Annotated in this window: 25 protein-coding genes; 10 read left to right on the top strand and 15 right to left on the bottom strand. The window is 73.4% G+C overall.

The genetic code is table 11. The features are described from left to right. Nucleotides 1–5: 5 nt before the first annotated feature. Nucleotides 6–806: an enoyl-CoA hydratase-related protein gene (locus tag ABT095_RS02495; RefSeq protein ID WP_350527386.1), complete on the bottom strand. Its 801-nt coding sequence runs from the start codon at nt 804–806 to the stop codon at nt 6–8. Between the two features lie 308 nt (nt 807–1,114). Here ABT095_RS02495 and ABT095_RS02490 point away from each other — a divergent pair, with 308 nt between their 5' ends. Beyond that, entirely contained in the window at nt 1,115–1,282 is a 168-nt protein-coding gene (locus tag ABT095_RS02490) for a DUF3117 domain-containing protein (RefSeq protein WP_014137929.1), read from the top strand. Between the two features lie 92 nt (nt 1,283–1,374). Here the strand turns inward: ABT095_RS02490 and ABT095_RS02485 are convergent, their stop codons facing one another. After that, a complete protein-coding gene (locus ABT095_RS02485; RefSeq protein ID WP_502884811.1) occupies nt 1,375–2,049 on the bottom strand; it encodes an O-methyltransferase in 675 nt (224 codons plus the stop codon). A gap of 280 nt (nt 2,050–2,329) precedes the next feature. Between ABT095_RS02485 and sigE the strand changes: the two genes are divergently transcribed. The 6 genes from sigE (at nt 2,330) to ABT095_RS02455 (ending at nt 6,679) form a co-directional block, all read left to right on the top strand. Further along, nucleotides 2,330–3,040 (top strand): RNA polymerase sigma factor SigE, encoded by a 711-nt coding sequence (gene sigE / locus ABT095_RS02480; RefSeq protein ID WP_502884798.1) that lies wholly within the window; start codon nt 2,330–2,332, stop codon nt 3,038–3,040. Further along, nucleotides 3,037–4,074 (top strand): zf-HC2 domain-containing protein, encoded by a 1,038-nt coding sequence (locus ABT095_RS02475; protein ID WP_350527384.1) that lies wholly within the window; start codon nt 3,037–3,039, stop codon nt 4,072–4,074. Before sigE ends, ABT095_RS02475 begins: the two co-directional genes overlap by 4 nt. Nucleotides 4,075–4,220: 146 nt before the next feature. Continuing rightward, nucleotides 4,221–4,640: a sec-independent translocase gene (locus tag ABT095_RS02470; protein WP_350527383.1), complete on the top strand. Its 420-nt coding sequence runs from the start codon at nt 4,221–4,223 to the stop codon at nt 4,638–4,640. 200 nt (nt 4,641–4,840) lie between these two features. Continuing rightward, a complete protein-coding gene (locus tag ABT095_RS02465; RefSeq protein ID WP_350527382.1) occupies nt 4,841–5,530 on the top strand; it encodes a hypothetical protein in 690 nt (229 codons plus the stop codon). 36 nt (nt 5,531–5,566) lie between these two features. Further along, the gene (locus tag ABT095_RS02460; protein ID WP_350527381.1) at nt 5,567–6,097 is read left to right on the top strand and encodes a hypothetical protein; all 531 of its coding nucleotides are present in this window, start codon (nt 5,567–5,569) and stop codon (nt 6,095–6,097) included. 120 nt (nt 6,098–6,217) lie between these two features. Then, on the top strand, nt 6,218–6,679 hold the full coding sequence (locus tag ABT095_RS02455; RefSeq protein WP_350527380.1) for a hypothetical protein: 462 nt from the start codon (nt 6,218–6,220) through the stop codon (nt 6,677–6,679). A 64-nt stretch (nt 6,680–6,743) separates the two neighbouring features. Here the strand turns inward: ABT095_RS02455 and ABT095_RS02450 are convergent, their stop codons facing one another. The 5 genes from ABT095_RS02450 to ABT095_RS02430 form a co-directional block, all read right to left on the bottom strand. Then, nucleotides 6,744–7,904, bottom strand: a complete 1,161-nt coding sequence (locus ABT095_RS02450) for an Mrp/NBP35 family ATP-binding protein (protein ID WP_350527379.1) — start codon at nt 7,902–7,904, stop codon at nt 6,744–6,746. Nucleotides 7,905–7,971: 67 nt separating this feature from the next. Next, on the bottom strand, nt 7,972–8,514 hold the full coding sequence (locus ABT095_RS02445; RefSeq protein ID WP_350527602.1) for a DUF1003 domain-containing protein: 543 nt from the start codon (nt 8,512–8,514) through the stop codon (nt 7,972–7,974). 76 nt (nt 8,515–8,590) lie between these two features. After that, a complete protein-coding gene (locus tag ABT095_RS02440; protein WP_350527378.1) occupies nt 8,591–9,889 on the bottom strand; it encodes a magnesium transporter MgtE N-terminal domain-containing protein in 1,299 nt (432 codons plus the stop codon). Nucleotides 9,890–9,988: 99 nt separating this feature from the next. Continuing rightward, complete coding sequence (locus tag ABT095_RS02435; protein WP_350527377.1) at nt 9,989–10,807, bottom strand: MerR family transcriptional regulator; 819 nt, start codon at nt 10,805–10,807, stop codon at nt 9,989–9,991. Between the two features lie 67 nt (nt 10,808–10,874). Next, nucleotides 10,875–11,435, bottom strand: a complete 561-nt coding sequence (locus tag ABT095_RS02430; RefSeq protein ID WP_350527376.1) for a pyridoxamine 5'-phosphate oxidase family protein — start codon at nt 11,433–11,435, stop codon at nt 10,875–10,877. Nucleotides 11,436–11,571: 136 nt separating this feature from the next. Between ABT095_RS02430 and ABT095_RS02425 the strand changes: the two genes are divergently transcribed. Then, on the top strand, nt 11,572–12,501 hold the full coding sequence (locus tag ABT095_RS02425; RefSeq protein WP_502884797.1) for a DMT family transporter: 930 nt from the start codon (nt 11,572–11,574) through the stop codon (nt 12,499–12,501). Nucleotides 12,502–12,508: 7 nt separating this feature from the next. On the opposite strand, the gene corA is transcribed toward ABT095_RS02425, so the two are convergent. After that, a complete protein-coding gene (gene corA / locus ABT095_RS02420) occupies nt 12,509–13,624 on the bottom strand; it encodes a magnesium/cobalt transporter CorA (protein WP_350527375.1) in 1,116 nt (371 codons plus the stop codon). Nucleotides 13,625–14,008: 384 nt separating this feature from the next. Between corA and ABT095_RS02415 the strand changes: the two genes are divergently transcribed. Beyond that, nucleotides 14,009–14,662 (top strand): suppressor of fused domain protein, encoded by a 654-nt coding sequence (locus tag ABT095_RS02415; RefSeq protein WP_350527374.1) that lies wholly within the window; start codon nt 14,009–14,011, stop codon nt 14,660–14,662. Nucleotides 14,663–14,778: 116 nt separating this feature from the next. Here ABT095_RS02415 and ABT095_RS02410 read toward each other — a convergent pair whose 3' ends face one another. The 6 genes from ABT095_RS02410 to ABT095_RS02385 all read right to left on the bottom strand — a co-directional run bounded on the left by ABT095_RS02410 (nt 14,779) and on the right by ABT095_RS02385 (nt 21,571). Then, a complete protein-coding gene (locus ABT095_RS02410; protein WP_350527373.1) occupies nt 14,779–15,378 on the bottom strand; it encodes a MarC family protein in 600 nt (199 codons plus the stop codon). Between the two features lie 72 nt (nt 15,379–15,450). Then, complete coding sequence (locus tag ABT095_RS02405) at nt 15,451–16,311, bottom strand: PHP domain-containing protein (RefSeq protein ID WP_350527372.1); 861 nt, start codon at nt 16,309–16,311, stop codon at nt 15,451–15,453. Nucleotides 16,312–16,381: 70 nt separating this feature from the next. Then, a complete protein-coding gene (locus ABT095_RS02400) occupies nt 16,382–17,020 on the bottom strand; it encodes a DUF6758 family protein (protein WP_350527371.1) in 639 nt (212 codons plus the stop codon). Nucleotides 17,021–17,271: 251 nt separating this feature from the next. Continuing rightward, complete coding sequence (locus ABT095_RS02395) at nt 17,272–17,418, bottom strand: DUF8834 family protein (protein WP_350527370.1); 147 nt, start codon at nt 17,416–17,418, stop codon at nt 17,272–17,274. A gap of 246 nt (nt 17,419–17,664) precedes the next feature. Continuing rightward, nucleotides 17,665–18,522 (bottom strand): alpha/beta fold hydrolase, encoded by an 858-nt coding sequence (locus ABT095_RS02390; protein ID WP_350527369.1) that lies wholly within the window; start codon nt 18,520–18,522, stop codon nt 17,665–17,667. 97 nt (nt 18,523–18,619) lie between these two features. Then, complete coding sequence (locus ABT095_RS02385) at nt 18,620–21,571, bottom strand: DEAD/DEAH box helicase (RefSeq protein WP_350527368.1); 2,952 nt, start codon at nt 21,569–21,571, stop codon at nt 18,620–18,622. Nucleotides 21,572–22,179: 608 nt separating this feature from the next. On the opposite strand from ABT095_RS02385, the gene ABT095_RS02380 reads away from it, so the two are divergent. Next, nucleotides 22,180–22,905, top strand: coding sequence for a ferritin-like fold-containing protein (locus ABT095_RS02380; protein ID WP_350527367.1), 726 nt, complete (start codon nt 22,180–22,182; stop codon nt 22,903–22,905). A 3-nt stretch (nt 22,906–22,908) separates the two neighbouring features. On the opposite strand, the gene ABT095_RS02375 is transcribed toward ABT095_RS02380, so the two are convergent. Then, nucleotides 22,909–23,217 carry a hypothetical protein gene (locus ABT095_RS02375; protein WP_350527366.1) on the bottom strand — a complete coding sequence of 103 codons (309 nt, stop codon included), beginning with the start codon at nt 23,215–23,217 and terminating at the stop codon, nt 22,909–22,911. Between the last annotated feature and the right edge of the window lie 103 nt (nt 23,218–23,320).

The raw sequence follows: 23,320 nt of genomic DNA, 5'->3' as shown, positions 1-23,320 counted from the left end.
GTCGGTCAGCGGCCGAGGTAGTTCGGCTTCTCCTTGGCGATGAAGGCCTGGACGGCGATCCGGTGGTCCTCGCTGTCGCCCGCCAGGGTCTGCAGCTCGTCCTCCTTGTCGAGCAGCTCGGAGAGGGAGTGCGAGGCGGCGAAGGCCAGCGACTCCTTGATGGCGCCGTAGGCGACCGTCGGGCCCTCGGCCAGGGTGCGGGCGAAGGCGCGGGCGGTGCCGGCCAGCTCGGCGGCGGGGACGACCTGGGTGGCCAGGCCCAGGGTGAGGGCCTCGGGGGCCTTCACGGTGCGGGGGAGCATCAGCAGCTCGGTGGCCCTGGCGTGCCCGACCAGCCGCGGCAGCGTCCAGGAGGCGCCCGAGTCGGCGGTGAGCGCGATCCCGGCGAAGGCGGTGTTGAAGCCGGCGGTGTCGGCCACGATCCGGAAGTCGCAGGCGAAGGCCAGCGAGGCCCCGGCCCCGGCGGCCACCCCGCCGACGGCCGCCACGGTGGGCTTGCGCATGCCCGCCAGCGCCCGCACCAGCGGGTTGTAGTGCTCGGCGACGGTGCGCAGCGCGCCCTCACCGGTCTCCTTGGCCCGCTCCAGGTTGCCCAGGTGCTCCTTGAGGTCCTGCCCGACGCAGAACGCCTTCTCCCCGGCGGCGGTCAGCAGCACCGCCCGGACGGCGGTGTCCTCGGCCGCGGCGACCATCGCGTCCCGCAGCGCGACCTTGGTCGCGGTGTCGAGCGCGTTCATCGCCTCGGGCCGGTTGATGGTGATGACGGCCAGGCCGCCGTCGAGCTCGTACAGCACGGAGTCGGACATCGGCGAGGGCTCCCGGAGGGTACGTGCGGGCAGGTCGTGCCTCAGCATGCCCGAGTGCGGAGCGTGATGGGGAGTGTGAGGTGCGGCACCTTCGCGCGGGGCGCGAACGGAGGCGCGAAAGGCGGTGCGAGCGGGGTCTCCGTTGGGTATGAGGCACCTCGGAGGGGTGGTCCGCACGGTGACCGGGACAGTGACGTTGGTCATCGGGCCGCCGCATGCGGGATAATGGCTTCCGATCAATGCGTTCGATACCGGCGGTGGACGGACTGCCGGTACGTAGCTTTGCGGTTGCAGGAAGGGGAACGAGCATGGCGGCCATGAAGCCGCGGACGGGTGACGGCCCGCTCGAGGTCACCAAGGAAGGGCGGGGCATCATCATGCGCGTTCCGCTCGAAGGCGGCGGGCGGCTCGTTGTGGAGCTCACGCCGGACGAGGCGGATGCCCTGGGCGAGGCCCTGAAGAAGGCCTGCGGCTGACGACAGCAGGTGCTCTTCCAGCTTCTGGAGACACGCGCGAGCCCGGGTGTCGGTGACCATCACCGGCCCCGGGCTCAGTCGTGTCCGGGGGCCTATCGCTTCACGGCGCAGAGCAGCCCGTCGGAGACCGGCAGCAGCGCGGGCAGCAGCAGCTCGCTCTCCCGCACCACGCGGACCAGCTCGCGCAGCGCGTGGGTGCCGGGGTCGTGGTGGCCGGGCTCGGCCAGTCGGCCCTGGTGGAACACCCCTTCGAAGCAGACCATCCCGCCAGGTCGGAGCAGACGCAACGATTCTGCAAGGTACGAAGCGGACTCCGCCGGGTCGCCGTCGCAGAACACCAGGTCGTACTGGCCGTCGGCCAGCCGGGGCAGCACGTCCAGCGCCCGGCCGGGGATGAAGCGGGACCTGTTCGCGGCGAAGCCGGCCGCCTGGTACGCCTCGCGGGCGTACTGCTGGTGCACCGGCTCGGAGTCCACGGTGGTGAGCACGCCGTCCGGCCGCATGCCGCGCAGCAGGTAGACCCCCGAGACACCGGTGCCGGTGCCGATCTCGGCCACCGCCTTGGCGTCCAGGGCGGCGGCCAGCAGTCTCAGGCAGGCGCCGCCGCCCGCGCCGATGGGCCGGACACCCACCCGGGCGGAGAGCGCCCGCGCGTAGGTCAGCACCGTGTCCTCACCGACATAGGTGTCGGCGAGTGCCGCCTGGGCGGACCCGAACTCGGTGATGGCTGCCTCTCCTGGCGGTCGGAAGCGGTCGGATGTCGATATTTCCAGCCACAGATTACTGGCCGGGCGGGAACCGCGTCCGGCGACCGGCCGTTGAGCCCTGCGGGACGGGGTGATCGGCCCACGCACGATCGGCGGCGGCTCGCTGCGAGCCCCGCCGCCGGCGGCGATCGAGCACTTTTATCCAGATCCGACGGGTGAGGTGGATATGGTGGTGGCCCTGCTGGGCAGAAGAGCCGACCGAGGAGGTGTGGCCGAGGGCGACGTCCCTGTGCTGCGGCCAGTCCGCGGCCTCACGTCGGCCCGTAAGCCGAAGCCCGTGATGAACAAGTCTGCGCAGACCGATCTGGACGAGACGACCGCGACCGACGACACGGCGGCTGCCGCCGCTGCTCCGCGCGTCGCATTCGACACCGACGCGCAGACCTGGACGCCCCCCAGCTGGGAGGAGATCGTCGAGGCGCACAGCGCCCGGGTCTACCGCCTCGCCTACCGCCTGACGGGCAACCAGCACGACGCCGAGGACTTGACCCAGGAGGTCTTCGTCCGGGTCTTCCGTTCGCTGTCGACCTACACCCCCGGGACCTTCGAGGGCTGGCTGCACCGCATCACCACCAACCTGTTCCTCGACATGGTCCGCCGCCGCCAGCGGATCCGCTTCGACGCGCTGGCCGACGACGCCGCCGAGCGCCTGGCCAGCCGCGAGCCGAGCCCGGCCCAGCACTTCAGCGACACCCACTTCGACGCCGACGTCCAGCAGGCGCTGGACACCCTGGCGCCCGAGTTCCGGGCCGCCGTGGTGCTCTGCGACATCGAGGGCCTCAGCTACGAGGAGATCGCCGCGACGCTCGGCGTCAAGCTCGGCACCGTGCGCAGCCGTATCCACCGTGGCCGTTCGCACCTGCGGGCCGCCCTCAAGCACCGGGCGCCCGGCACGGCCCCAGGCCGCGTCCGCCGTGGCGGTACGGCCGAGCCGGTCGCGGTCGGAGCCGAGGCGGGTCCCTCCGGCGGTGGTGAGCGGGGGCGCTCGTGAGCAGCGCCAACCCCTCCGGCCCGACGGGCCTCGAACCGCCCGCCCGCTCCCGCCGTACACCCGGCTGGGCCCAGCTGGGCCGCCGGAGCGAGCCCGCGGAGCCCCTCGAACAGCTGGGCACGCTGCGCGCCATCCCGGTGAACCTGGCCGAGCCGGTCGAGGAGCACCACCTCGGTGAGCGGCTGTCCGGCTTCGTCGACGGCGAGCTGGGCCACGACTCGCGCGAGCGCGTCCAGGCCCATCTGGCGACCTGCCCCGAGTGCCTCGCCGAGGCCGACGAGGGCCGCGCCGTCAAGCACCTGCTGACGCACAGCGGCACCCCCGGCCCCTCGGCCACCCTGATGTCCCGGCTGCTCGCCGTGGCGGCCCTGCCGGACGACGACCTCGGCGGGCCCGGTCCTGGCGCGCTGCCCGGTGACCCGGGAGCGCTCGGCATAGGGGGCAGCCGGCTGACCGGCGGCTCCTTCGGCCAGGGCGCGGGCGCCTCCTTCGGCGCGGGCGCGCTCGGGGCGCACGCGCCGCTGCCCGGGGTCGACCCGCGGGCGGTCACGCCCGCGCGCGGCCGCCGTCCGCGCTCCTCGGCCGCCGCCTGGCCGCCGGTGCAGGACGGTCCGGTGCCGGACGGCTCGGTCACCCCGCTCGCGGAGCGGGCCGCCCGGCCGCACGGCCGGGTGCGGCCGGCCGAGCGGTTCTCGCCGCTGGCCGCGCTGCTGCCGCCCGCGGCCGCCGCCCGTCCGACGCCGCCGCGTGGGCGCCGTTTCGTCTTCGCCGCGGCCGGCGCCTTCTCGGTCGCGGCCGTCACCCTGGGCGGGGTCGGCACCCTCTCCCTGGCGGGCGACGCCCAGCGCCAGGGCAGCACCGTGACCCCCGCCCACGGCGGGGGCGGCCCGGTGGTGCCGATCTCGGGCGAGGTGTCGGTCGACTTCCCGGTCTACCCCGTGCGGGCGTCGCACGGCGCGGGCGCCGTGCCGCAGGCGCCGTACAGCGCGCCGGCCGCCGTGGAGGCGGCGATCCCGCAGCACCTGCTCCGTTAGACGGGTGGTGTGTGCCGGGCCATCGGCTGAACTTTGCACCTGCTTCATCAACTCAGGGGTCAAAGCGCAGCCGGTGGCCATTACGCTGTAGTGGACCGCCGAACTGCAAGCTCTGCGGGTTCGTCCAATAAGAGCCGGGAGTTCAGGTGTTTTCCGACATAGGCCCCCTCGAGCTCGTCACGCTCGTCATCATGGCCATCGTCATCTTCGGGCCGGACAAGCTGCCGAAGCTGATCCAGGACACCATGGGCTTCATCCGGAAGATCCGGTCCTTCGCGGACAGCGCCAAGCAGGACATCCGGGCCGAGCTCGGCCCGGAGTTCAAGGACTTCGACTTCGAGGACCTGCACCCGAAGACCTTCGTCCGCAAGCAGCTGCTCGGCGGCAACGAGGACCCGCTGGGCTTCAAGGAGATCCGCGAGGGCCTGGACTTCAAGTCCGTCCTCAACGACGAGCCCACCAAGCCCGCGCCGCCCGCCGCGAACCCCGCCAAGCCGGCGGCCCCCGACACCGGCGCGCCCCTGGCCAAGGGCGAGCGCCCGCCGTTCGACCTGGACGCCACCTGATCCTCCGCACGACCGCGCCCGGCGCGGGCTGACACCAGTCGGCCTGGCCGGGCTTCGTGCTGTGCGCCGCTATTGTGCATTTCGTGCTCCCGGTGTGGGCCAGGTCACCGAAGTCTCGGGCCTGACCTGCCCGGCTGGGGCGTCGTCGTACGCCACGATGGAGCCCGCACACGGCGAACAGGTGTCGAGGAGGCCCGGGGATGGACACGACGAGCAGTGCGAGAACCGCCACGGCGGGGGAGCAGGGCACGGCAACGGTCGGCGCCCAGGCCCGGCCCGCGGCCGATCCGCTGGAGCCCTACCTGGCGGCGGACTTCCCCTGGTACGGCCTGGACGAAGGCTGGACGGGCCGCCGCTGGCTGATGCAGGCGGGGGCCGGGCCGAGCGGCGCCCGCGGCTCGCAGCGCGGCAGCGTGGACTACGGCACCCTCGGGCACGGCGACGAGCCGGCCCGGCAGTTCGAGCCGCGGGACATGCGGCGCTTCGCCGTGGTCGTCACGATGGCCCGCCGGGACGTGCGGCGCAGCGCCGACAACACCGGCACCCTGGAGGCGACCTCCGCCTCCTCCGCCGCCTGGCTGGCCGGCTCCGGCCTGCTCGCGGCGACCTGGCCCGGCCAGCTCGACCGTGCCCTGCGCCAGGACTGGCTCGACCAGCAGACCGCCCTCGCCTGGGACTTGGCCGACGACCTCGACGGCCCCGGCTGGTCCACCCTCACCCTCCCCGTCAACGGCCTCCCGCAGCCCTTCCGCTACCGCGAGTCCGAGTACGGCTGGGTCCTGGCCGGCGAGGCCCCCGGTGTCCTCCTCGGCGCCTACGGCCGCGGCGTCAGCGCCTACGGCACCGGCTTCTGCGCCGTCCAGGACCTCACCACCTACAACGGCCGCTGAGCCCGCTGTCGGGGTGGCTCGCTAGGCTGCCCGGCCATGCGCGAAATCCTCGAGGAGGCCCTGTACCTCCAGCAGCACTGGTGCCCCACGAACACCCCGGAGACGGAACGCCGGGGTTTCGTGGTCCGCCACTCCCTGCCGCACTGGCTGCGCACCTTCGGCGGCACCCTCGCCGAGGAGGCCGGCGTCCCCCGTCGTCAGCTGAAGATCACCGGCACCGACGGCCAGAACCACCGGGCCGAGCTCCCCCGAGTCCTCCTCGCCACGGGCCACGACTGGTACGCGGCCTACCTCTTCAGCGCGCGCGGCGACCGCGCCTACCTGGCCCTCTGCCACCCGGCCCCACCGGCCGTCCCCGAGGCCCACCCTCTCCTCGCCACCCGCCCCTGGCAGACCACGGCCGATCTCTCCCCGTACCGCTCCCGCCTCGGCCGCACCTACGAAGCCACCGTCGCCCTCGCCCTGGAGTACCACCGCGGCAGCGTCCCCGAGACGGACACCCTGGCCGCCGACGCCGTCCTGACGGCCGCTCTGCTGCGAATACTCAACTGCGGCGTTGGCGGTTGATCTCTACCCTGGTGCCTTCACCACTTGGGGGGATCACCTGTGCAGCACCGTAGTACCTTCGCATTCGCCCTGGCCGCAGCCTGTCTGCTGACCGCCGGATGCAGTGCGGCCACCACACCCGTGGCAGCCGCGCCGAGCGCCGTAGCCACCAGCTGCCCGCCACCGACCTCGGAGCCGGAGCCGAGCGGCACCGAAGGCCCCGACGGATTCGTCTACGCGCCCCTCCCGGACGAGATCCGCTGCCTGCCGGGCGTCGCCCACGCGGTGTACTTCCGGCCCTCCCCGAGCGGCCCCGAGACCGCCGTCCCGGAGGAGCTCCGCAAGGGCCTCGCCGGCGGCCAGCTCCTGGTCGATGCCGTCGACGGTACGCCCGTCGCCGTCGCCGAGGCCCTCTGCCAGACCCTCACCCGCATGGGCTACGCCCCGGGCGGTGCCAAGCAGGTCACCAACCTCATGGTGAGCGCCGGCCCGTTCATCACGTACAGCTCCCTCCCGGACCGCCCCTCCTGCAGAAGGCTCCCCACCGGCCGGCCGACCCCGAACACCGGCCCCACCCAGAACCTGTTCAACCCGCCGTCGTAGAACAGCAAACGGGCTGGTCAGCAGGTCGGGGGAGTACCCCGCTGCTGGCCAGCCCGTTAGTCGATCAGAACTTGTTCTTGGGGGTGAGGCCCAGGGAGAGGCCGGAGAGGCCGCGCTGGCGGTTGCCGAGCTTGGCGGCGATGGCGTGGAGGGCGGTGCCGGCCGGGGAGGTGGGGGCGGCGAGGACGACGGGGGTGCCGTCGTCGCCGCCTTCGCGGAGGCGGACGTCGATGGGGATGGAGCCCAGGACGGGGACGGTGGCGCCGACGGAGCGGGTGAGGGCGTCGGCGACGGTCTGGCCGCCGCCGGTGCCGAAGACGTCGACGATCTCGTCGCAGTGGGGGCAGGGCATGCCCGCCATGTTCTCGATCACGCCGACGATCTTCTGGTGGGTCTGCAGGGCGATCGTGCCGGCCCGCTCGGCCACCTCGGCGGCGGCCATCTGCGGGGTGGTGACGATCAGGATCTCGGCGTTGGGGACGAGCTGCGCGACCGAGATGGCGATGTCACCGGTGCCCGGCGGCAGGTCGAGGAGGAGGACGTCCAGGTCGCCCCAGTAGACGTCGGCGAGGAACTGCTGGAGGGCGCGGTGCAGCATCGGCCCGCGCCAGACCACCGGCGCGTTGCCGGGGGTGAACATCCCGATCGAGATGACCTTCACGCCGTGCGAGGACGGCGGCATGATCATGTCCTGGACCTGGGTCGGGCGGCCCTCGACCCCGAGCATCCGCGGCACGCTGTGCCCGTAGATGTCGGCGTCGACGACGGCGACCTTCTGGCCCTGGGCGGCCAGCGCGGCGGCCAGGTTGACCGTCACGGAGGACTTGCCGACGCCGCCCTTGCCGGAGGCCACGGCGTAGACCCGGGTCAGGGTGCCGGGCTTGGCGAAGGGGATCTCGCGCTCGGGCGCGCCACCGCGCAGCAGCTGCGAGAGCTCCTTGCGCTGCTCCTCGCTCATCACGTCGAGCTCGACCTCGACGGAGCTCACCCCGGCCACGGCACCGACGGCCTCGGTCACCCGGGTGGTGATCGTCTCGCGCATCGGACAGCCGGACACGGTCAGGTAGACCCCGACGCGGACGGCGCCGCCGTCACCGATCTCGACCGATTTCACCATCCCGATCTCGGTGATCGGACGGTTGATCTCGGGGTCGTTGACGGTCGCCAGCGCCTCGCGTACGGACTCCTCCGTCACGCCGACCGCAACCTCTGTCTCGTTGGCCATGTGTTGATGGTACGGCGCAGCGGCAGGGCCAGAACTCACCGGTAGCGTGCCGCCGGTCACAGGGCCGTCACACGAGGTCGGAGGCGTCCCGCCGCTCGTCGAGCTCCTTGAGCAGTGACTGCAGCTCGGAGCGGACGAAGTCGCGGGTGGCGACCTCGCCGAGGCCCTGGCGCAGGGCCGCGACCTCGCGGGTGAGGTACTCGGTGTCGGCGATGTTGCGGTCGCTGCGGGCCCGGTCCTGCTCCATGTTGACGCGGTCCCGGTTGTCCTGGCGGTTCTGCGCGAGCAGGATCAGCGGCGCCGCGTAGGAGGCCTGCAGCGAGAGCGCCAGGGTGAGGAAGATGAACGGGTACTCGTCGAAGCGCACCGCGGGCGGCAGGAAGACGTTCCAGGCCACCCAGAGCAGGATGACGAAGGACATCCAGACGATGAACCGCCCGGTGCCCAGGAAGCGCGCGATCTTCTCGGAGAGCTTGGCGAAGGACTCGGGGTCGTAGGTCGGCAGGGTGAGCAGGCCGGGCCGCGAGGTGCGCGGCTGGTCGAGCCGGGCCCGGGCGGCGGAGCTCGAGGGCTGCTCGGTGCGGGTGGAGCCGCCCTCGCGTACGCGCAGCTCGCGGAGTTCGCGCAGCGACCGGAGCTCGCCCTGGAGGCGCTGGCGCGGGGATTCGTCCCGGCGGCCCTTGCGGTCAGCGTCCACGGACTTCCTCGCTCTCGTGCTCCAGCTCGGAGTTGCCCAGGCCGTGCAGCGCGGCCTCGCGCCAGTCGTCCGGCAGCAGGTGGTCCAGCACGTCGTCGACGGTGACGGCGCCGAGCAGGTGGTCCGCCTCGTCGACCACCGGCGCGGCGACCATGTTGTAGGTGGCCAGGTAGCTGGTGATCAGCGGCAGCGGGGTGTCCGGCGGCAGCGGGTCGAGGTCGTCGTCCACCAGCGAGCCGACCAGGGTGTACGGGGGCTCGCGCAGCAGCCGCTGGAAGTGCACGGTGCCCAGGTACTTGCCGGTCGGGGTCTCGTTCGGCGGGCGGCAGACGTACACCTGGGCCGCCAGGGCCGGCTTGTTGTCGGAGATCCGGACCCGGGCCAGCGCCTCGGCCACGGTGGCGTCCGGCTCCAGGACGATCGGCTCGGTGGTCATCAGACCGCCGGCGGTGTCCTCCGCGTAGGAGAGCAGGCGGCGCATCTCGGCGGCGTCCTCGGGCTCCATCAGTCGCAGCAGCCGCTCGGCGTCCTCCTCGGGGAGGTCGGAGAGCAGGTCGGCCGCGTCGTCCGGGTCCATCGCCTCCAGGACGTCGGCGGCGCGCTCCTCCTGGAGCTTGCCGATGATCTCGACCTGGTCGTCCTCGGGCAGCTCCTCCAGGACGTCCGCGAGACGGTCGTCGTCGAGGGCGGCGGCGACCTCGGCGCGGCGCTTGGCGGAGAGATGGTGCATCACGTTGGCGAGGTCGGCCGGGCGCAGCTGCTCGAAGGTGGCGAGCAGGTTGGCCGCGCCCTGGCCCTCCTCGGTGAGCGCGAAGCCGGTGACGGCGGACCAGTCGAGGGTGAGGGTCTCGCCCTTGGCCTTGCGCAGGCGGCTGACCTTGCCGGCCTGGACGAAGACCTTGGTGATCTCCCACTCGCGGACCCGGGTCTGCACCATGGCCACGTCGAGGACGGTGACCTCCTCGTGCGTCTTGGTCCGCGTCACCGTGCGGTCGAGCAGCTCGGCGAGCACCAGCGTCTCGGACGGGCGCTGCTCGAAGCGGCGCATGTTGATCACGCCGGTGGTGAGCACCTGGCCGGACTCCAGGCTGGTCACCCGTGTCATCGGCAGGAAGATCCGCCGCCGGGCCACCACCTCGACCACCAGGCCGAGCACCCGTGGCGGCCGCCCGCCGATCCGCAGGCTGACCACCACGTCGCGCACCCGGCCGACCTGGTCCCCGTTGGGGTCGAAGACGGCCACTCCGGACAGATGCGAGATGAAGACCCGGCTGCCTGGCCCTGCCATGGGACTCCCTCACGCTTCTCGGACGCTCCGGGCCAAGGCTACCGGGTGGCGATCAGCTGAGGCGGGGTCAGTGGCCCGACAGGGGGCGTGCCCCGTAGGTCAGTGCACCGCGAGCGGGGTTTGGAGCTCGGTGACCCAGGTGCTCGGGTCTCCCATGCACTCCAGGTAGAGCTCGCGGGCGTAGCCGGTGGCGCGGTGGCCGTTGCCGTCGATCCAGCGGGCCAGCAGCTGGGCGGTGGGCAGCACGGTGTCCATCGAGCCGTGGTGGACGATGGTCGCCGCGGTCTCGATCGCGGGCAGGTCGACCACGTCGAAGTCGTGGCCCTCGGTGCTGCCGAGCGCGACCGGCAGGGCCGCGTGCACCTCGACGCTGCCGTCGGCCCGCTCCTCGTAGTAGGCGATGCTCGGACCGACCGGGGTGACGCCGGCGGCGGCGAGCCGGCGGCACAGCTCGTCGAAGAGCGGGCTGATCACCGGGCCGATGTCCTCCGGCTCGTAGCCGGCGGCGGTGGCGCTCAGCTCCGCGACGCGGACGGCGGGGATGCTCTTGAGGACGACGTCGTTGCTGGGCATGTGCCCCTCACTCTCGATCGACCGGAGTCTCGCCTCGACCCTGGTCAGCCTGGTGGTCGTCTCCGACACCAGGGCTGCCAGCTCGGCGTGCCGCAGCCGCAGCATGCCGCGCAGCTCCTCCGCGCCGACCCGCTCGCCGAGGATGGCCCCCACCTGCTCCAGGGTGAAGCCGAGGTCCTTCAGGGCGATGACGCGGTTCAGCTCGGCGAGCTGGGCGGCCTCGTAGCCGCGGTACCCGCTGGCGGGGTCGACGTGGGCGGGCCGCAGCAGCCCGACGGCGTCGTAGTGGCGCAGCATGCGGACCGACACGCGGCCGTGCTTGGCGAACTCTCCGATGGTGAACATGGTGATTCCTAGGCAACGCCCTGACACGGTGTGAGGGTCAAGCGGGCCGCAGCCGACCGGGGCCGGCTCAGCCCCGGAGCTTGCCCTTGGCGACGAGCTTCGGGAGGCCGGCCGGGATGGGCCTGCGGGTGGTGGCGGGGGAAGCCATCGGGACGGCGTTGTGGGAGTCGTCCGGCATCGAGCCGGGCTGCTCGGTGAGCGGGCCGACCGGCTCGAGGCGCAGGACGCGGCAGTCGCGGGCCCAGCGCTCCTCGATGGTGTCGGTGTCCGGGGCGTTCAGCCGCTTGCCCTTGAGCTCCTCGACGGCGCCGAGCCAGGCCTCGCTGCGCGGGGTGAGCTCGCTCACCTTCGCCGGCCAGCCGGTGAGCCGGCCCCACTTGTCCTTGCTGCGCACGGTGATCTCCGCACCCGCCCCGGGGGTGAGCCCGTGCAGCGGCTGCTCGCCGCCCTCGCCGATCACGACCACGGCGCCGTCGTGCCAGGCGTGCCACAGCGCCCGGGCCTGCGACTGCCCATCGGCCCGCACCCAGAGCAGGCCGGACTTCTTGGCGGCCTCCTCCAGAAGGGCCCGGTCGTGCAGCGCTTGCTCGGCGGGGGAGGGGGCGGCGGCAGTCGTCGTAGGCTCCATGGCGCACCAGACTACGGCGTCCGGCGCCCGCTGTCCGGAGAGCGTCTCACCGCTCAGAACGACAGTTTCATGGCGCGCTGATACCCCTTACCTTGGTACGGTCCCCGCCACCGCGACCGACCACCCGAGGAGAGCTGTGCCCACCGCCGCCCGGCCCGATACCGCAGCTCAGGCCACCAGCACCGCTCCGGCGGCCCGCCCGGGCCTGCCCAAGCTGGACCTGCTGCTGCTGGCCGTCTCGATCGGCGGCATCTCGCTCTCCGCGCCACTGATCAGCGCCACCGCCGCCCCCGCCCTGGCCATCGCCTTCTGGCGCAACATCATGTCGGTGGGCGTCCTCGGCCCATACGCGCTGCTGCGCCACCGCGCCGAGCTGCGCGGGATCGGCCGCCGGCAGCTGCTGCTCGCGATGGCGGCCGGGGCGCTGCTCGCGGTGCACTTCGCGCTCTGGATGCCCAGCCTGCGGATGACCTCGGTGGCCTCGGCCACCGCGATGGTCACCACCACCCCGCTGTGGACCATCCTGCTGATGCGGCTGCTCGGCCACCGCGCGCCCCGCCTGGTGCGGGCGGGCATGTGCGTGGCCTTCGTCGGCGTGCTGGTGCTGACCGGGGTCGACCTCTCGCTCTCGCCGAAGGCGCTGGCCGGTGACGCCTTGGCGCTCGGCGCCGGGCTGGCCGCCGCCGGGTACATGCTGCTCGGCGCGGAAGTCCGCAAGACGGTGAGCACCACTGCGTACACGCTGGTCTGCTACACCACCACGGCCGTCGTGCTGCTCGGGATCTGCCTGGTGAGCGGCACCGCGCTGGCCGGCTGGCCGGCCACCGCCTGGTGGCAGATCGCGCTGCTGATGGTGGCCGCGCAGCTGCTCGGGCACTCGCTCAGCAACCGGGTGATCCGCACCCTCGGGCCTTCCATCACCTCCACCGCGATCCTGCTCGAGACGCCTGGCGCGGCCCTGATCGCGGCCGTCTGGCTGGGCCAGTGGCCGCCGATGGCGGCCTACCCGGCCGTCGCGGTGATCCTGCTCGGCCTGGTGCTGGTCGCCCGCGGCGGGCGGCGCTGACCGCCGGTCAGAGCCAGCCGTTGCGGCGGAAGCCCTTGTACATGCCGATACAGATGATCGTGATGACGCCGAGCACGATCGGGTAGCCGTAGCGGTGGTGCAGCTCCGGCATGTAGTCGAAGTTCATCCCGTACACGCCGGTGATCATGGTCGGTACCGCGAAGATCGCCGCCCAGGCGGTGATCTTGCGCATGTCCTCGTTCTGGGCCACCGAGACCTGCGCCAGGTTGGCCTGGAGCAGCGAGTTCAGCAGCTCGTCGAAGCCGTGCACCTGCTCGGTGACGCGGGCCAGGTGGTCGGCGACGTCGCGGAAGTACTTGCGGATCTCCGGGCCGATCGGGGCCTTCTCGGCCTCCGAGAGCAGCTGCATCGGCCGCAGCAGCGGGGCGACGGCCCGCTTGAACTCCAACACCTCGCGCTTGAGCTGGTAGACCCGGCCGACGTCGGCCCCGCGCCCGCCCCGGTTGGCGAACACGTCGAACTCGATCTCGTCCACGTCCGTCTGCAGCCGGTCGGCGACCAGCAGGTAGTCGTCCACCACCTGGTCGGCGATCGCGTGCAGCACGGCTGCCGGGCCCCGGGTGAGCAGGCCGCTGCCGTCGATGTCGTTCTCCAGGCGGCGGCGCAGCTCCTTGAGCGAGCTGTGGCCGCCGTGCCGGACGGTGATCACGAAGTCCGCTCCGACGAAGACCATCAGCTCGCCGGTGTCCACCACCTCGCTGGTCGGGGTCAGCTGGTCGTGCTCGACGTAGCGGATCGTCTTGAAGACGGCGAAGAGCACGTCGTCGTACCGCTCGACCTTGGGGCGCTGGTGCGCGTGCACCGCGTCCTCCACCGCTAGCGGGTGCAGGCCGAAGCGCTGGGCGATGCCCTCGAACTCGGCCTCGGTCGGCTCGTGCAGACCGATCCAGCTGAACGATTCAGCGCTCTGCTCCTTGGCGTTGCGCACCCGCTGGACGGCCTCGCGCGGGCTGCAGGTCTCGCCGTGGCGCTTGCCCTCCTGGTAGACCGCGCAGTCCACCACGGCGGAGGAGCCGTGCCCGGGGTGCAGCGGGTCGAAGGCCGCGTCGGTGCGGCGGCGCTGTGGGCGGACGGCGGCACGCAGGTTGTTGATCATCGACATGGCTGGCTCCTCGGGCAGGAGACGTCGCACGGCGGCAGCGGGCCGCGGCAGAGGCGACGTGAAGGGGACACCGACGGAAAAGCGCGGTGCTCCACCAGGCGCACATACGAAGAGGCTCGCCCGAGCGGGCCCGGCACGAGCCGGGTGAGGGGCCGTCAGATCAGCGGGAGCCGGCGGCGGTGGCGGGGCGGCGAGGACGAAGTGACCGGGCAGAGCTGCCGGTACTGCATGGTCGGCTGGTATCCACCGCAACCACCTCCTTCGAGCCGCGCCTTCGTCAGGGAAGAGCATCCCCGGAGGCCAGTCGCCCACACTAACACTGCCGGACCTCACCGTGCCGGGGTGTTGACCTGGTCTTGACGCACGAGGGCTAGGGTCGTGCCCATGGCGCACGACTTCCCACTCTTCGGCGACTTCTCCGACAGCTCCGCCGGCGGCTCCGACGAGCTCTCCCGCGAGGCCGTGCTGGCCGCGGTCGAGGCCCGGCTGCTCAGTACCTTCGGCGAACCCACAGGTCGGGCGGGGGTCACCTTCCTCGGGGCGGACCGGATCGAGGTGCTGCGGTTCGGGCCGGACGCGGACGGGCTCGTTCGGTACGCGACGCTGGGCATGGCCGCGGCGCCGATGACCGATCCGGGGGCGATGGTCGCCGATCCGGTACGGGGGCCGCGCGTCGAGTTGGTGCTCACCGTGCGCGGGGGGCGCGACGACGTGCTCCGCACGCTGGCCACCTTCGCGGCCACCCCGCAGGTCGAGGGCCTGATCGTCGCCCCCGGCGCCTCCCTCGACCTCGGCCAGCCCCTTTGGCCGGGCGCTCCCTTCACCTCCGTCCTCACCGCCGAACCGGGCGGACTCGTCCCCGACCTCGACCTCGCCGACCCGGCCGACCCGGTCCGCTTCCTGCCGCTGCTGCCGATGACGCCGAACGAGGCGGCCTTCAAGCGCGTCCAGGGAGCCGAGGCCCTGCAGGAACGCTGGCTCCGGCACGGCACGGACCTGAGGGACCCTCAGCGGCGCGGCGTCTCCCTCGACGGCTGAGTTGCACTACCCAGGGGCGCGAGGAACCGCGCGAAGCGGTAGGCGACAGGCCGTGCATGGTTGGCAGCGCAGTTCCCCGCGCCCCTGACAGTGCAACTGGATCGGGTGCCCAGAACCTACGGGTGGGTGTCGATGAAGCCGAAGACTCCGCTGGCGACCAGTTGCACGGCGATGGCGGAGAGCAGCAGGCCGGAGAGCCTGGTGATGAGCACGACGCCGCCCTCCTTGATGATCCGGATGATCACCAGTGAGAACCGCATGGTCAGCCACATGACCACGTGCATCGCCACGATCGCCACCCAGACCGCCGTGGTCTCCCCGGCCCCGTCCGCCTTCTGCACGGCGAGGATCACCGCGACGATCGCGCCCGGGCCGGCCAGCAGGGGCGTGCCGAGGGGGACGAGCGCGACGTTGACGTCCTTGGTCTGGGTGGGCTCCTCGATCTTGCCGGTCAGCAGGTCGAGGGCGATCAGCAGCAGCAGAATGCCGCCGGAGATCTGCAGCGCGGGGATGGAGACGTGCAGGTAGTCGAGGATCTGCTGGCCGAACAGGCCGAAGCAGGTGATCACGCCGAGGGCGACGGCCGCCGCCTGCCAGGCCATCTTCTTCTGGGTCCGGACGGCCCGCCCGGAGGTGAGCGCGAGGAAGATCGGGATCGTCCCCGGCGGGTCCATGATCACGAAGAGCGTGACGAAGAGCGAGCCGAAGGTCGTCATCGCACCGCTGTCCTGAGAACGTCGCACATATGACGAATTGTCCGGTCGCGGGCCCGAAGCCGCACGCCGCCCTCAGCGGCTGACCGGCTTCGCCCCCGTCGCCTGCGCGAGCAGTGCCTCGTACGCCGCCGGGTCGGTGGTGTGCTCGCCGAGGCGGACGGTCTTGCGGCTGCCGTGGTAGTCGCTGGAGCCGGTGGTGAACAGGCCCAGCTCGGCGGCCAGGCCGGCCAGGTGGGTGCGGGCGGCCTCGTCGTGGTCCGTGTGGTCGACCTCCAGACCGCCCAGGCCGGCCGCCGCGAGGTCGGCGATCACCTGGTCCGAGACGGTGCGGCCGCGCTTGACCGCACCCGGGTGGGCGAACACCGGCACGCCCCCGGCGGCGCGGACCAGCCGGACGGCCGTCGCCGGATCGGTCTCGTGCTTGCGGACGTCGGCCCGGCCGCCGTTGGCCAGCCACTGCGGGGTGAAGGCCTCCGAGACGGTCTCCACCACCCCGGCCTCGACCAGCGCGCTCGCGATGTGCGGGCGGCCCACCGAGCCGGCCCCCGCGATCCGCTCCACCTGCGCCCAGCTGATCGGCGCGCCCAGCTCCCGGCAGCGCTCCACGATCGCCCGGCCCCGGCGGAACCGGTCGGTGCGCACCAGCTCCCGCTCGGCCGCGAAGGCCGGCTCGGCCGGGTCGAAGAGGTACGCGAGCAGGTGCATCGAGATACCCCCGATGTGGCAGGACAGCTCGGCGCCCGGCACCAGGGTGAGCCGGCTGCCCTCGGGCAGGGCGTGCACGGCCTCGACGGCCTCGGCGTGCCCGGAGACGGTGTCGTGGTCGGTCAGCGCGACCACGTCGAGGCCGGCGGCCACCGCGTTGGCCACCAGCTCGGCCGGGGAGTCCGTGCCGTCGGAGGCGTTGCTGTGGGCGTGCAGGTCGATGCGCACGGGCGGGTCGCTCCCTGGGTCGGTGTCAGCCCAGGATAGATCGCGGGCCCCGGCGCGTTCGGAGAGTCCGTCAGCTGAGCAGCCGGGGGGAGAGCGCCCCGCAGGGCAGCAGCTCCAGCTCGGCCCCGGCGTCCCGCAGGTCGGTGAGCACCAGCTCGTCGTACATCATCAGCGCCGACTGCTCGGGCCAGACGATCGCCCACAGCCACAGGCCGCGGGCCTCGCCGACGAAGACGGCGCGGTCGGCCGGGGCGTCGGGCACGTGGAACATCGGGGTGGGCCGGCCGGCGGCCATCAGTTTGGCGTCGGCGGGCTTGTAGAGCGAGACGGACTCGCCCGGGTCGGGGCCGGGCAGGCCCGCGTACCGGGCGCCGAGGCCGACGCCCAGCTCCTCGGCGACCAGCACCAGCTCGCCGAAGCCGCCCAGCGGCGCGGGGCCGGAGCAGGCGACGGCGGTGGCCCGGGCGCCGGAGAGGTCGTCGCCCGCGTGGGCGATGCCGGTGAACAGCCAGCCCACCGGGAGCGGCCACGGCAGCCAGACCGGGATCTGCGACCTGGTGACGGCCACGCCGAGGGCCTCGACACTCGGGGGCAGCACCGGCTGCATCGGGTGCACTGCACCGTGCTGGTCGCACTGCCAGGTGTCGGAGAAGAGACCGGGCGCGCGGACCCGTCCGGCGCACCTCGGGCAGCTTGGCTCGCCCCTCATAACCGACAACGGTCCTCCCTCCGGAGCGCCGCGTCAAGGACGATCACCCGTACGGGGCGCGTCGTTCTCCCCCGAGTCCGGCGGTGCCGCGGCGGCACAGAGGGGATGTCCCGTGACGCGTACCGGCAAACGCCCGGCCGGCCCGGGACGCACTGACGCCCCGCCATCCGGCTCGGGGAGCAACAGGTGGATGACGGGGCGTCAGTGGGGTATCGGGGGCTCCGCCGCGGCCTTGGCCGGGGCGGACCCGGTCAGGCCGCCTTGCACGGACGGATGAGCAGACGCTCGCCGGTGACGGCGGCAGCCTCGACGAGTTCGCGCACGGTGGCGGCGTCGGCGATCAGGCTGTCGGTCGCGTTGCCCTGGGCATCGTCCAGGCGAAGGATCTCGAAACGCATGGGCCTCTCCTTTTCTGGCCTCGGTGGCTCCCGAGGTGCATTCGGTTCGGTCGGTCGTGCAGCAGCCGGGAGGCGCACCGCTCCCGAGTCGGCAAGGAGGCGCGCACGAATGTTTCCCGGACAGAATCAAATATTACCCGAGCTAAAGACTTTTGTCCTGTGTTATCGCGAGACAGCGTGACGGGACTCACAACGGCGGGTTGACGGGCGGGAACGCGGAGGTGGTCAGCCCAGGCTCGGGCCGGCTCAGCCCCAGAAGGCGGCCAGGGCGGCGGCCGTCGCGGCCGGCTCCTCGGCGTTGGGTGAGTGGCCCGCGTCCGGCACGACCACCCGGGCGGCGCCCAGGCGCTCGGCCATCGCGGTCTGCTCCTCGACCGGCCAGGCGTAGTCCCGGACCCCGGAGAGCACCAGCTTGGGCAGTTCGACGGCGGCCAGCTCGGCGACCCGGTCGGGTGCGGCGATCAGGTGCGCGCCCATGGTGGCGAGCGCCTCCGGCACGTTGGCCAGCCAGCGGCGGTGCAGGAACCCGGCGATCTCCGGGCGCGGCCGGGTGGCCCCCGAGCCCTCCTCCATCTGCTGCATGACCTGCCAGATGGACTCCAGGTCCATTCCGCCCAGGGCGTCCACCAGCAGCTTGGTCCGGGCCGCCTCGCCCGGCTCGATCGCCCCGGGGCCGGTGGCCAGCAGGGTCAGCGAGCGCCAGGGCAGCGGCGCGCCCACCGACTTCAGGACGGCCTCCCGGACGACCTGGCCGCCGAAGGAGTGGCCGAGCAGGTGCAGCGGCCCGTCGCCGGCCAGCTCGGCGGTGAGCGCGAGGACGTCCTCGGCCAGCTCGGTGACCGCGTACGCCGCCGGGTCGGCCGGGCCGCCGGTCTCGTACTGGCCGCGCTGGTCCACCGCCACCACCCGGTAGCCCGCCTCGGCGAGGGGGGCGAGCAGGGCGATGAAGTCCTCCTTGCTGCCGGTGAAGCCCGGCACCAGCAGGGCCGTGGCCCGGGCCGGCCCGGCGGGCTCGGCCAGGTGCGCGGCGAACTCGCCCCGGCGGGTGCTCAGCCGCAGGGCCCGGGCGCAGCCGGGGAGGGTGAGGAACGGCGGCGTGCTCATCGGTGCGAGCTCCTTCGGGCGGTACGGGCAAGGGGGAAACGCCGGGCGGGCGGGTCGGTGCGATCCGACCCGCCCGCCCGGCTGGCTGTGCCGGGGCTCAGCTCTCCGGAGCCGCCTTCTTGGCGGCGGTCTTCCGGGCAGCCGTCTTCTTGACCGGAGCCTCGGCCGGGGCGGTTGCGGCGGCCTTGCGCGTCCGGGCGGCCGTCTTCTTGACCGGCGCCTCCGGAGCCTCGGCGGCCTCGGCCTTCTTCCGGGCAGCGGCCTTCTTGACCGGCGCGGCGGCGGCCTCGGCGGCGTCCGCGAGGGCCTTCTTGGCGGCGGTCTTGCGGGCGGCCGTCTTCTTGACGGGCACCTCGACCGCGACCTCGGCGGCCGGCGCGGCGGCCTTGCGCGTGCGGGTGGCCTTCTTGACCGGCGCTTCCACGGCCTCGGCCACGACGGCCTCGGCCTTCTTGACGGCGGTCTTGCGGGGGGCCGTCTTCTTGACGGGCACCTCGGCCACGACCTCGGCCGCGACCTCGACGGCGGCGGCCGTCTTCCGGGCGCGGGTGGCCTTCTTGACCGGCGCCGCCGGGGCCTCGACGGCCTCGGCGACGGCCTTGCGGGCGCGGGCGGCCTTCTTGGCCGGGGCCGGGACCTCGGTGGTCGCCGGCTCGGCGACCACGGTGGCGGTGGCGGTCTCGGCCACCGGGCTGCGGCGCGCGCGGGTGCGCGGAGCCGGTGCCTCGACCGTCTCCGGCGCCCGCTGCGCGGGCACCTCGACGACCACGGTGGTCACGGTCTCGACCGGCGCGGTGGTGGTGACCCCGGCGGTGACCCGGCGCGAACGGCGGGCCGGTGCCTTGGCCGGAGCCTCGACCACGGGCTCGGCGACCACGGGGGCCACCGGCTCGGCGGTAGCGGTGTTGGTGACCGGGGCGGTGACCCGGCGCGAACGGCGGGGCGCCTTGGCCACCGGCTCGGCGACCGCGGCAGCCGGCGTCGCGACCTCGGCCACGGGCTCGACGGCCTTGGCGACGGGCTCGACGGCCTTGGCCACCGGCTCCACGGCCTTCGCCACGGGCGCGGCGGCGGGCTGCTCGGTGCGGTTGCGGCGCGGGCGGCTCCGGCGGCCGGTCGGCTCGTCGTCGAAGGCGGCACCGCGCTGGACCGGGGTCCGGGAGGTGATGACGGGCGCCTTGGCCACCGGCGCGGGAGCGGCGTCGACCGCCGGAGCCTCGACCACGGCCTCGACGGCCGGCTCGGTGCCGCGGCGGCGCGCGCGGGTACGGCGGCCCGACTCCTCGGCCGGAGCCTCGGTGGCGGCTTCGGCCGCCGGAGCCTCGACCACGGCCTCGACGACCGGTTCGGCGGCGCGGCCACGGCGCGCGCGGGTACGGCGGCCCGACTCCTCGGCCGGAGCCTCGGTGGCGGCCTCGGCCACCGGAGCCTCCACCACGGCCTCGACGGCGGTCTCGGCCACCGGCTCGGTGCCGCGGCCACGGCGCGAGCGGGTACGGCGGCCCGTCCCCTCGGCCAGCGCCTCGGCGGCAGCGGCCGCCGGAGCGGCCGGGGTCTCGACCACGGCAGCCGTCTCGGCGGCGGCGGCCGCAGCGGCGGCGCTGCCGCGCGAGCGGCGACGCCGGCGACGCGGCGCCGCCTCGCCCTCGGCGAGCGGGGCAGCCGGACCAGCCGGGGTGCCGGGAGCGTCGACGGCGGTGACGGGGGCCTCGGTGGTGACGGCCTCGGCGGCGGAGCCACCGCGCGTGCGGCGGCGCTCGCGCGGCTGGCGGGCCGGACGCTCGGCCTGGCGCTCGGCGGCGGGCGCGTCACCGCGGCCGCCACGGCCGCCCTTGGCACCGCGGCCGCCCCGGCCGCCGGTCTCGCCCAGGTCCTCCATGACCTCGGCGCCGAGCCCGGCGCGGGTGCGCTCGGAGCGCGGCAGGATGCCCTTGGTGCCCGGGGCGATCTTCAGCAGCTCGTAGAAGTGCGGGGAGGTCGAGTAGGTCTCCTCCGGGTCGTTGAAGCTGAGCTCCAGCGCCTTGTTGATGAGCTGCCAGCGCGGGACGTCGTCCCAGTCGACCAGCGTCACGGCGGTGCCGGAGGCGCCGGCCCGGCCGGTGCGGCCGATCCGGTGCAGGTAGGTCTTCTCGTCCTCGGGGCACTGGTAGTTCATGACGTGCGTGACGCCCTCGACGTCGATGCCACGGGCGGCGACGTCGGTGCAGACCAGCACGTCGACCTTGCCGGAGCGGAAGGCCCGCAGGGCCTGCTCGCGGGCGCCCTGGCCGAGGTCACCGTGCACGGCACCGGCGGCGAAGCCGCGCTGGGTCAGCTGGTCGGCGACGTCGGCGGCGGTGCGCTTGGTGCGGCAGAAGATCATCGCCAGCCCGCGGCCCTCGGCCTGCAGGATGCGGGCGACCATCTCGACCTTGTCGAGCGAGTGCGCCCGGAAGACGTGCTGGTCGATGTTGGCCACGGTGTGGCCGGTGTCGTCCGGCGCGGCGGCGCGGATGTGGGTCGGCTGGCTCATGTAGCGGCGGGCGAGGCTGATGACCTGGCCCGGCATGGTGGCCGAGAAGAGCAGGGTCTGCCGCTTGGCCGGCAGCATGGTGATGATCTTCTCGACGTCGGGCAGGAAGCCCAGGTCGAGCATCTCGTCGGCCTCGTCGAGGACGAGCGCGCGGACCTTCGACAGGTCCAGCTTGCGCTGGCCGGCCAGGTCGAGCAGGCGGCCGGGGGTGCCGACGATGATGTCGACGCCCTTCTGCAGCGCCTCGACCTGCGGCTCGTAGGCGCGGCCGCCGTAGATGGCGAGCACGCGGACGTTGCGGACCTTGCCCGCCGTCTGCAGGTCGTTGGTGACCTGGGTGCACAGCTCGCGGGTCGGCACCACGATGAGCGCCTGCGGGCTGTCGCTGAGCTGGTCCTCGGTGGCGCGGCCGGCGTCCACGTCGGCGCGCACGACGGCCCGCTCGATCAGCGGGAGGCCGAAGCCGAGGGTCTTGCCGGTGCCGGTCTTGGCCTGGCCGATGACGTCGTGGCCGGTCAGCGCGACCGGCAGCGTCATCTCCTGGATCGGGAAGGGGTGGACGATGCCGACGGCCTCCAGGGCCTCGGCCGTCTCCGGGAGGATCCCGAGCTCTCGGAAGGTGGTCTTGTGGGTGTCAACGGTGGTGGACAGGGTGCTGCCTCTTCCATGAAAGAAGGGCCGAGAGCGAGAGGGCGGCGGGCAGCCAGCAGCCGTGGGCGGACCGTGAACGGGGCCCTGCGACAACTGGACGCACACCGCGCCGGCCCCTGCGGCCGGCCAGTCACGAGCGGCCCAGCTGGGGGCGCGTCGTGCGGCGGCGTGGGGGAGGATTCCCTGCGGGGCCATGCGCGGGACCTTCGCCGGGGGGCGGCGGGTCCGCGGCGACCTTCGCTCGGCCACTGATGCGGTGCCACGGCTTGAAGTCCAAGCCGAGGTCGGAGCCGATCGGGCTTCCGACCGGGCATCCGCGTACGTGAGGCCGGTGTCCGGAAGCGGAGTGCTGGTCACACACCGTCCGGCTACATCGGGCCTCCCTACCACCATACAGTCAGGCGGCGACTCGAACACGTGACGAGCCTTACTACGAGGCACTCGGTCACGGCGGGTCCTGGCCACGTGCACCCGAGGGTCTAGGGTGGCGAGTCATGGACACTCAGGACTCGAAGGCCCAGGACGGTACGTCGATCGGCGACTGGGAGAGCTGCTCGGCGGACCCCGGCTACCGTGCGGCGGTGCTGGACCTGCTCGGTGCCCTCGCGTACGGCGAGCTGAGCGCCTTCGAGCGGCTCGCGGAGGACGCCAAGCTGGCCCCCGGCCTCCCGGAGAAGGCGGCGCTGGCCCGGATGGCCTCCTCGGAGTTCCAGCACTACCAGCTGCTGCACGACCGCCTGGCCGAGGTCGGCGCGGACCCGACCGAGGTGATGACCCCCTTCGTCGAGCCGCTGGAGTCCTTCCACCGGATGACCGCCCCGGCCGACTGGCTGGAGGGCCTGGTCAAGGCGTACGTCGGCGACGCGATCGCCACCGACTTCTACCGCGAGGTGGCCGTCCGGCTGGACGACGACACCCGGGACCTGGTGCTGCGGGTGATGGCCGACACCGGCCACGCGGAGTTCGCGGTGGACCGCCTGCGCCAGGCCATCGCCGAGGACCCGCGGGTCGGCGGCCGGCTCGCCCTCTGGGGCCGGCGCCTGATGGGCGAGGCGCTCAGCCAGGCCCAGCGGGTGGTCGCCGAGCGCGACGCGCTCTCCAACCTGCTGGTCGGCGGCGCCCAGGTGCAGGGCTTCGACCTGGTCGAGGTCGGCAAGATGTTCAACCGGATCACCGAGGCGCACACCAAGCGGATGGCCGTGCTCGGGCTGGCCTCCTGACGGTTACGCGTGCCGGTGCCGCCCGCGCGGGCGGCTCCCCCGGCCTCCGGCCGGGCGGTGCCCCCTGGCGAGGTCCGGGCGGGCCAGCACGGAGACCAGGGCGACCGCCCCGAGGAGGGCGACCGCGAGTGAGACGCCGGGGAGCCGGCCCTCCAGCGCGTACCGGGTGATCAGGCCGCCGAGCAGGGCGGCCACCAGGCCGGTGCCGACGGTGAGGGTGCGCGGGGCCGGGTACCAGCCGGGCAGCAGTGCCAGGGCACCGACCCCGACGGTCAGGCCGATCAGGGCGAAGGCGATCGTCTCGACGGGCACCGCGGCCTCCTTGGGGGAGTGGCTCCTGAAGAAGCCCTACCGCGCCCGCGACCTCGGCAAACGCCGCCGCCCCGGGCCTCGTCAGGAGGCCCGGGGCGGGGTG

Source organism: Kitasatospora sp. NPDC002227 (assembly GCF_040296285.1).
Classification (GTDB): domain Bacteria; phylum Actinomycetota; class Actinomycetes; order Streptomycetales; family Streptomycetaceae; genus Kitasatospora.
This window is presented reverse-complemented; position numbering and strand designations above follow the sequence as displayed.

Bases quoted from the DNA above. Each gene is read 5' to 3' on its own strand.
- ABT095_RS02440 (WP_350527378.1), bottom strand. From the start codon at position 9,889: ATGGCAGGGCCAGGCAGCCGGGTCTTCATCTCGCATCTGTCCGGAGTG.
- sigE (WP_502884798.1), top strand. From the start codon at position 2,330: ATGAACAAGTCTGCGCAGACCGATCTGGACGAGACGACCGCGACCGAC.
- ABT095_RS02415 (WP_350527374.1), top strand. From the start codon at position 14,009: ATGGCGCACGACTTCCCACTCTTCGGCGACTTCTCCGACAGCTCCGCC.
- ABT095_RS02395 (WP_350527370.1), bottom strand. From the start codon at position 17,418: ATGCGTTTCGAGATCCTTCGCCTGGACGATGCCCAGGGCAACGCGACC.
- ABT095_RS02385 (WP_350527368.1), bottom strand. From the start codon at position 21,571: ATGACGCTGCCGGTCGCGCTGACCGGCCACGACGTCATCGGCCAGGCC.
- ABT095_RS02390 (WP_350527369.1), bottom strand. From the start codon at position 18,522: ATGAGCACGCCGCCGTTCCTCACCCTCCCCGGCTGCGCCCGGGCCCTG.
- ABT095_RS02435 (WP_350527377.1), bottom strand. From the start codon at position 10,807: ATGTTCACCATCGGAGAGTTCGCCAAGCACGGCCGCGTGTCGGTCCGC.
- ABT095_RS02450 (WP_350527379.1), bottom strand. From the start codon at position 7,904: ATGGCCAACGAGACAGAGGTTGCGGTCGGCGTGACGGAGGAGTCCGTA.
- ABT095_RS02460 (WP_350527381.1), top strand. From the start codon at position 5,567: ATGCGCGAAATCCTCGAGGAGGCCCTGTACCTCCAGCAGCACTGGTGC.
- ABT095_RS02400 (WP_350527371.1), bottom strand. From the start codon at position 17,020: ATGAGGGGCGAGCCAAGCTGCCCGAGGTGCGCCGGACGGGTCCGCGCG.
- ABT095_RS02410 (WP_350527373.1), bottom strand. From the start codon at position 15,378: ATGACGACCTTCGGCTCGCTCTTCGTCACGCTCTTCGTGATCATGGAC.
- ABT095_RS02430 (WP_350527376.1), bottom strand. From the start codon at position 11,435: ATGGAGCCTACGACGACTGCCGCCGCCCCCTCCCCCGCCGAGCAAGCG.
- ABT095_RS02465 (WP_350527382.1), top strand. From the start codon at position 4,841: ATGGACACGACGAGCAGTGCGAGAACCGCCACGGCGGGGGAGCAGGGC.
- ABT095_RS02490 (WP_014137929.1), top strand. From the start codon at position 1,115: ATGGCGGCCATGAAGCCGCGGACGGGTGACGGCCCGCTCGAGGTCACC.
- corA (WP_350527375.1), bottom strand. From the start codon at position 13,624: ATGTCGATGATCAACAACCTGCGTGCCGCCGTCCGCCCACAGCGCCGC.
- ABT095_RS02380 (WP_350527367.1), top strand. From the start codon at position 22,180: ATGGACACTCAGGACTCGAAGGCCCAGGACGGTACGTCGATCGGCGAC.
- ABT095_RS02495 (WP_350527386.1), bottom strand. From the start codon at position 806: ATGTCCGACTCCGTGCTGTACGAGCTCGACGGCGGCCTGGCCGTCATC.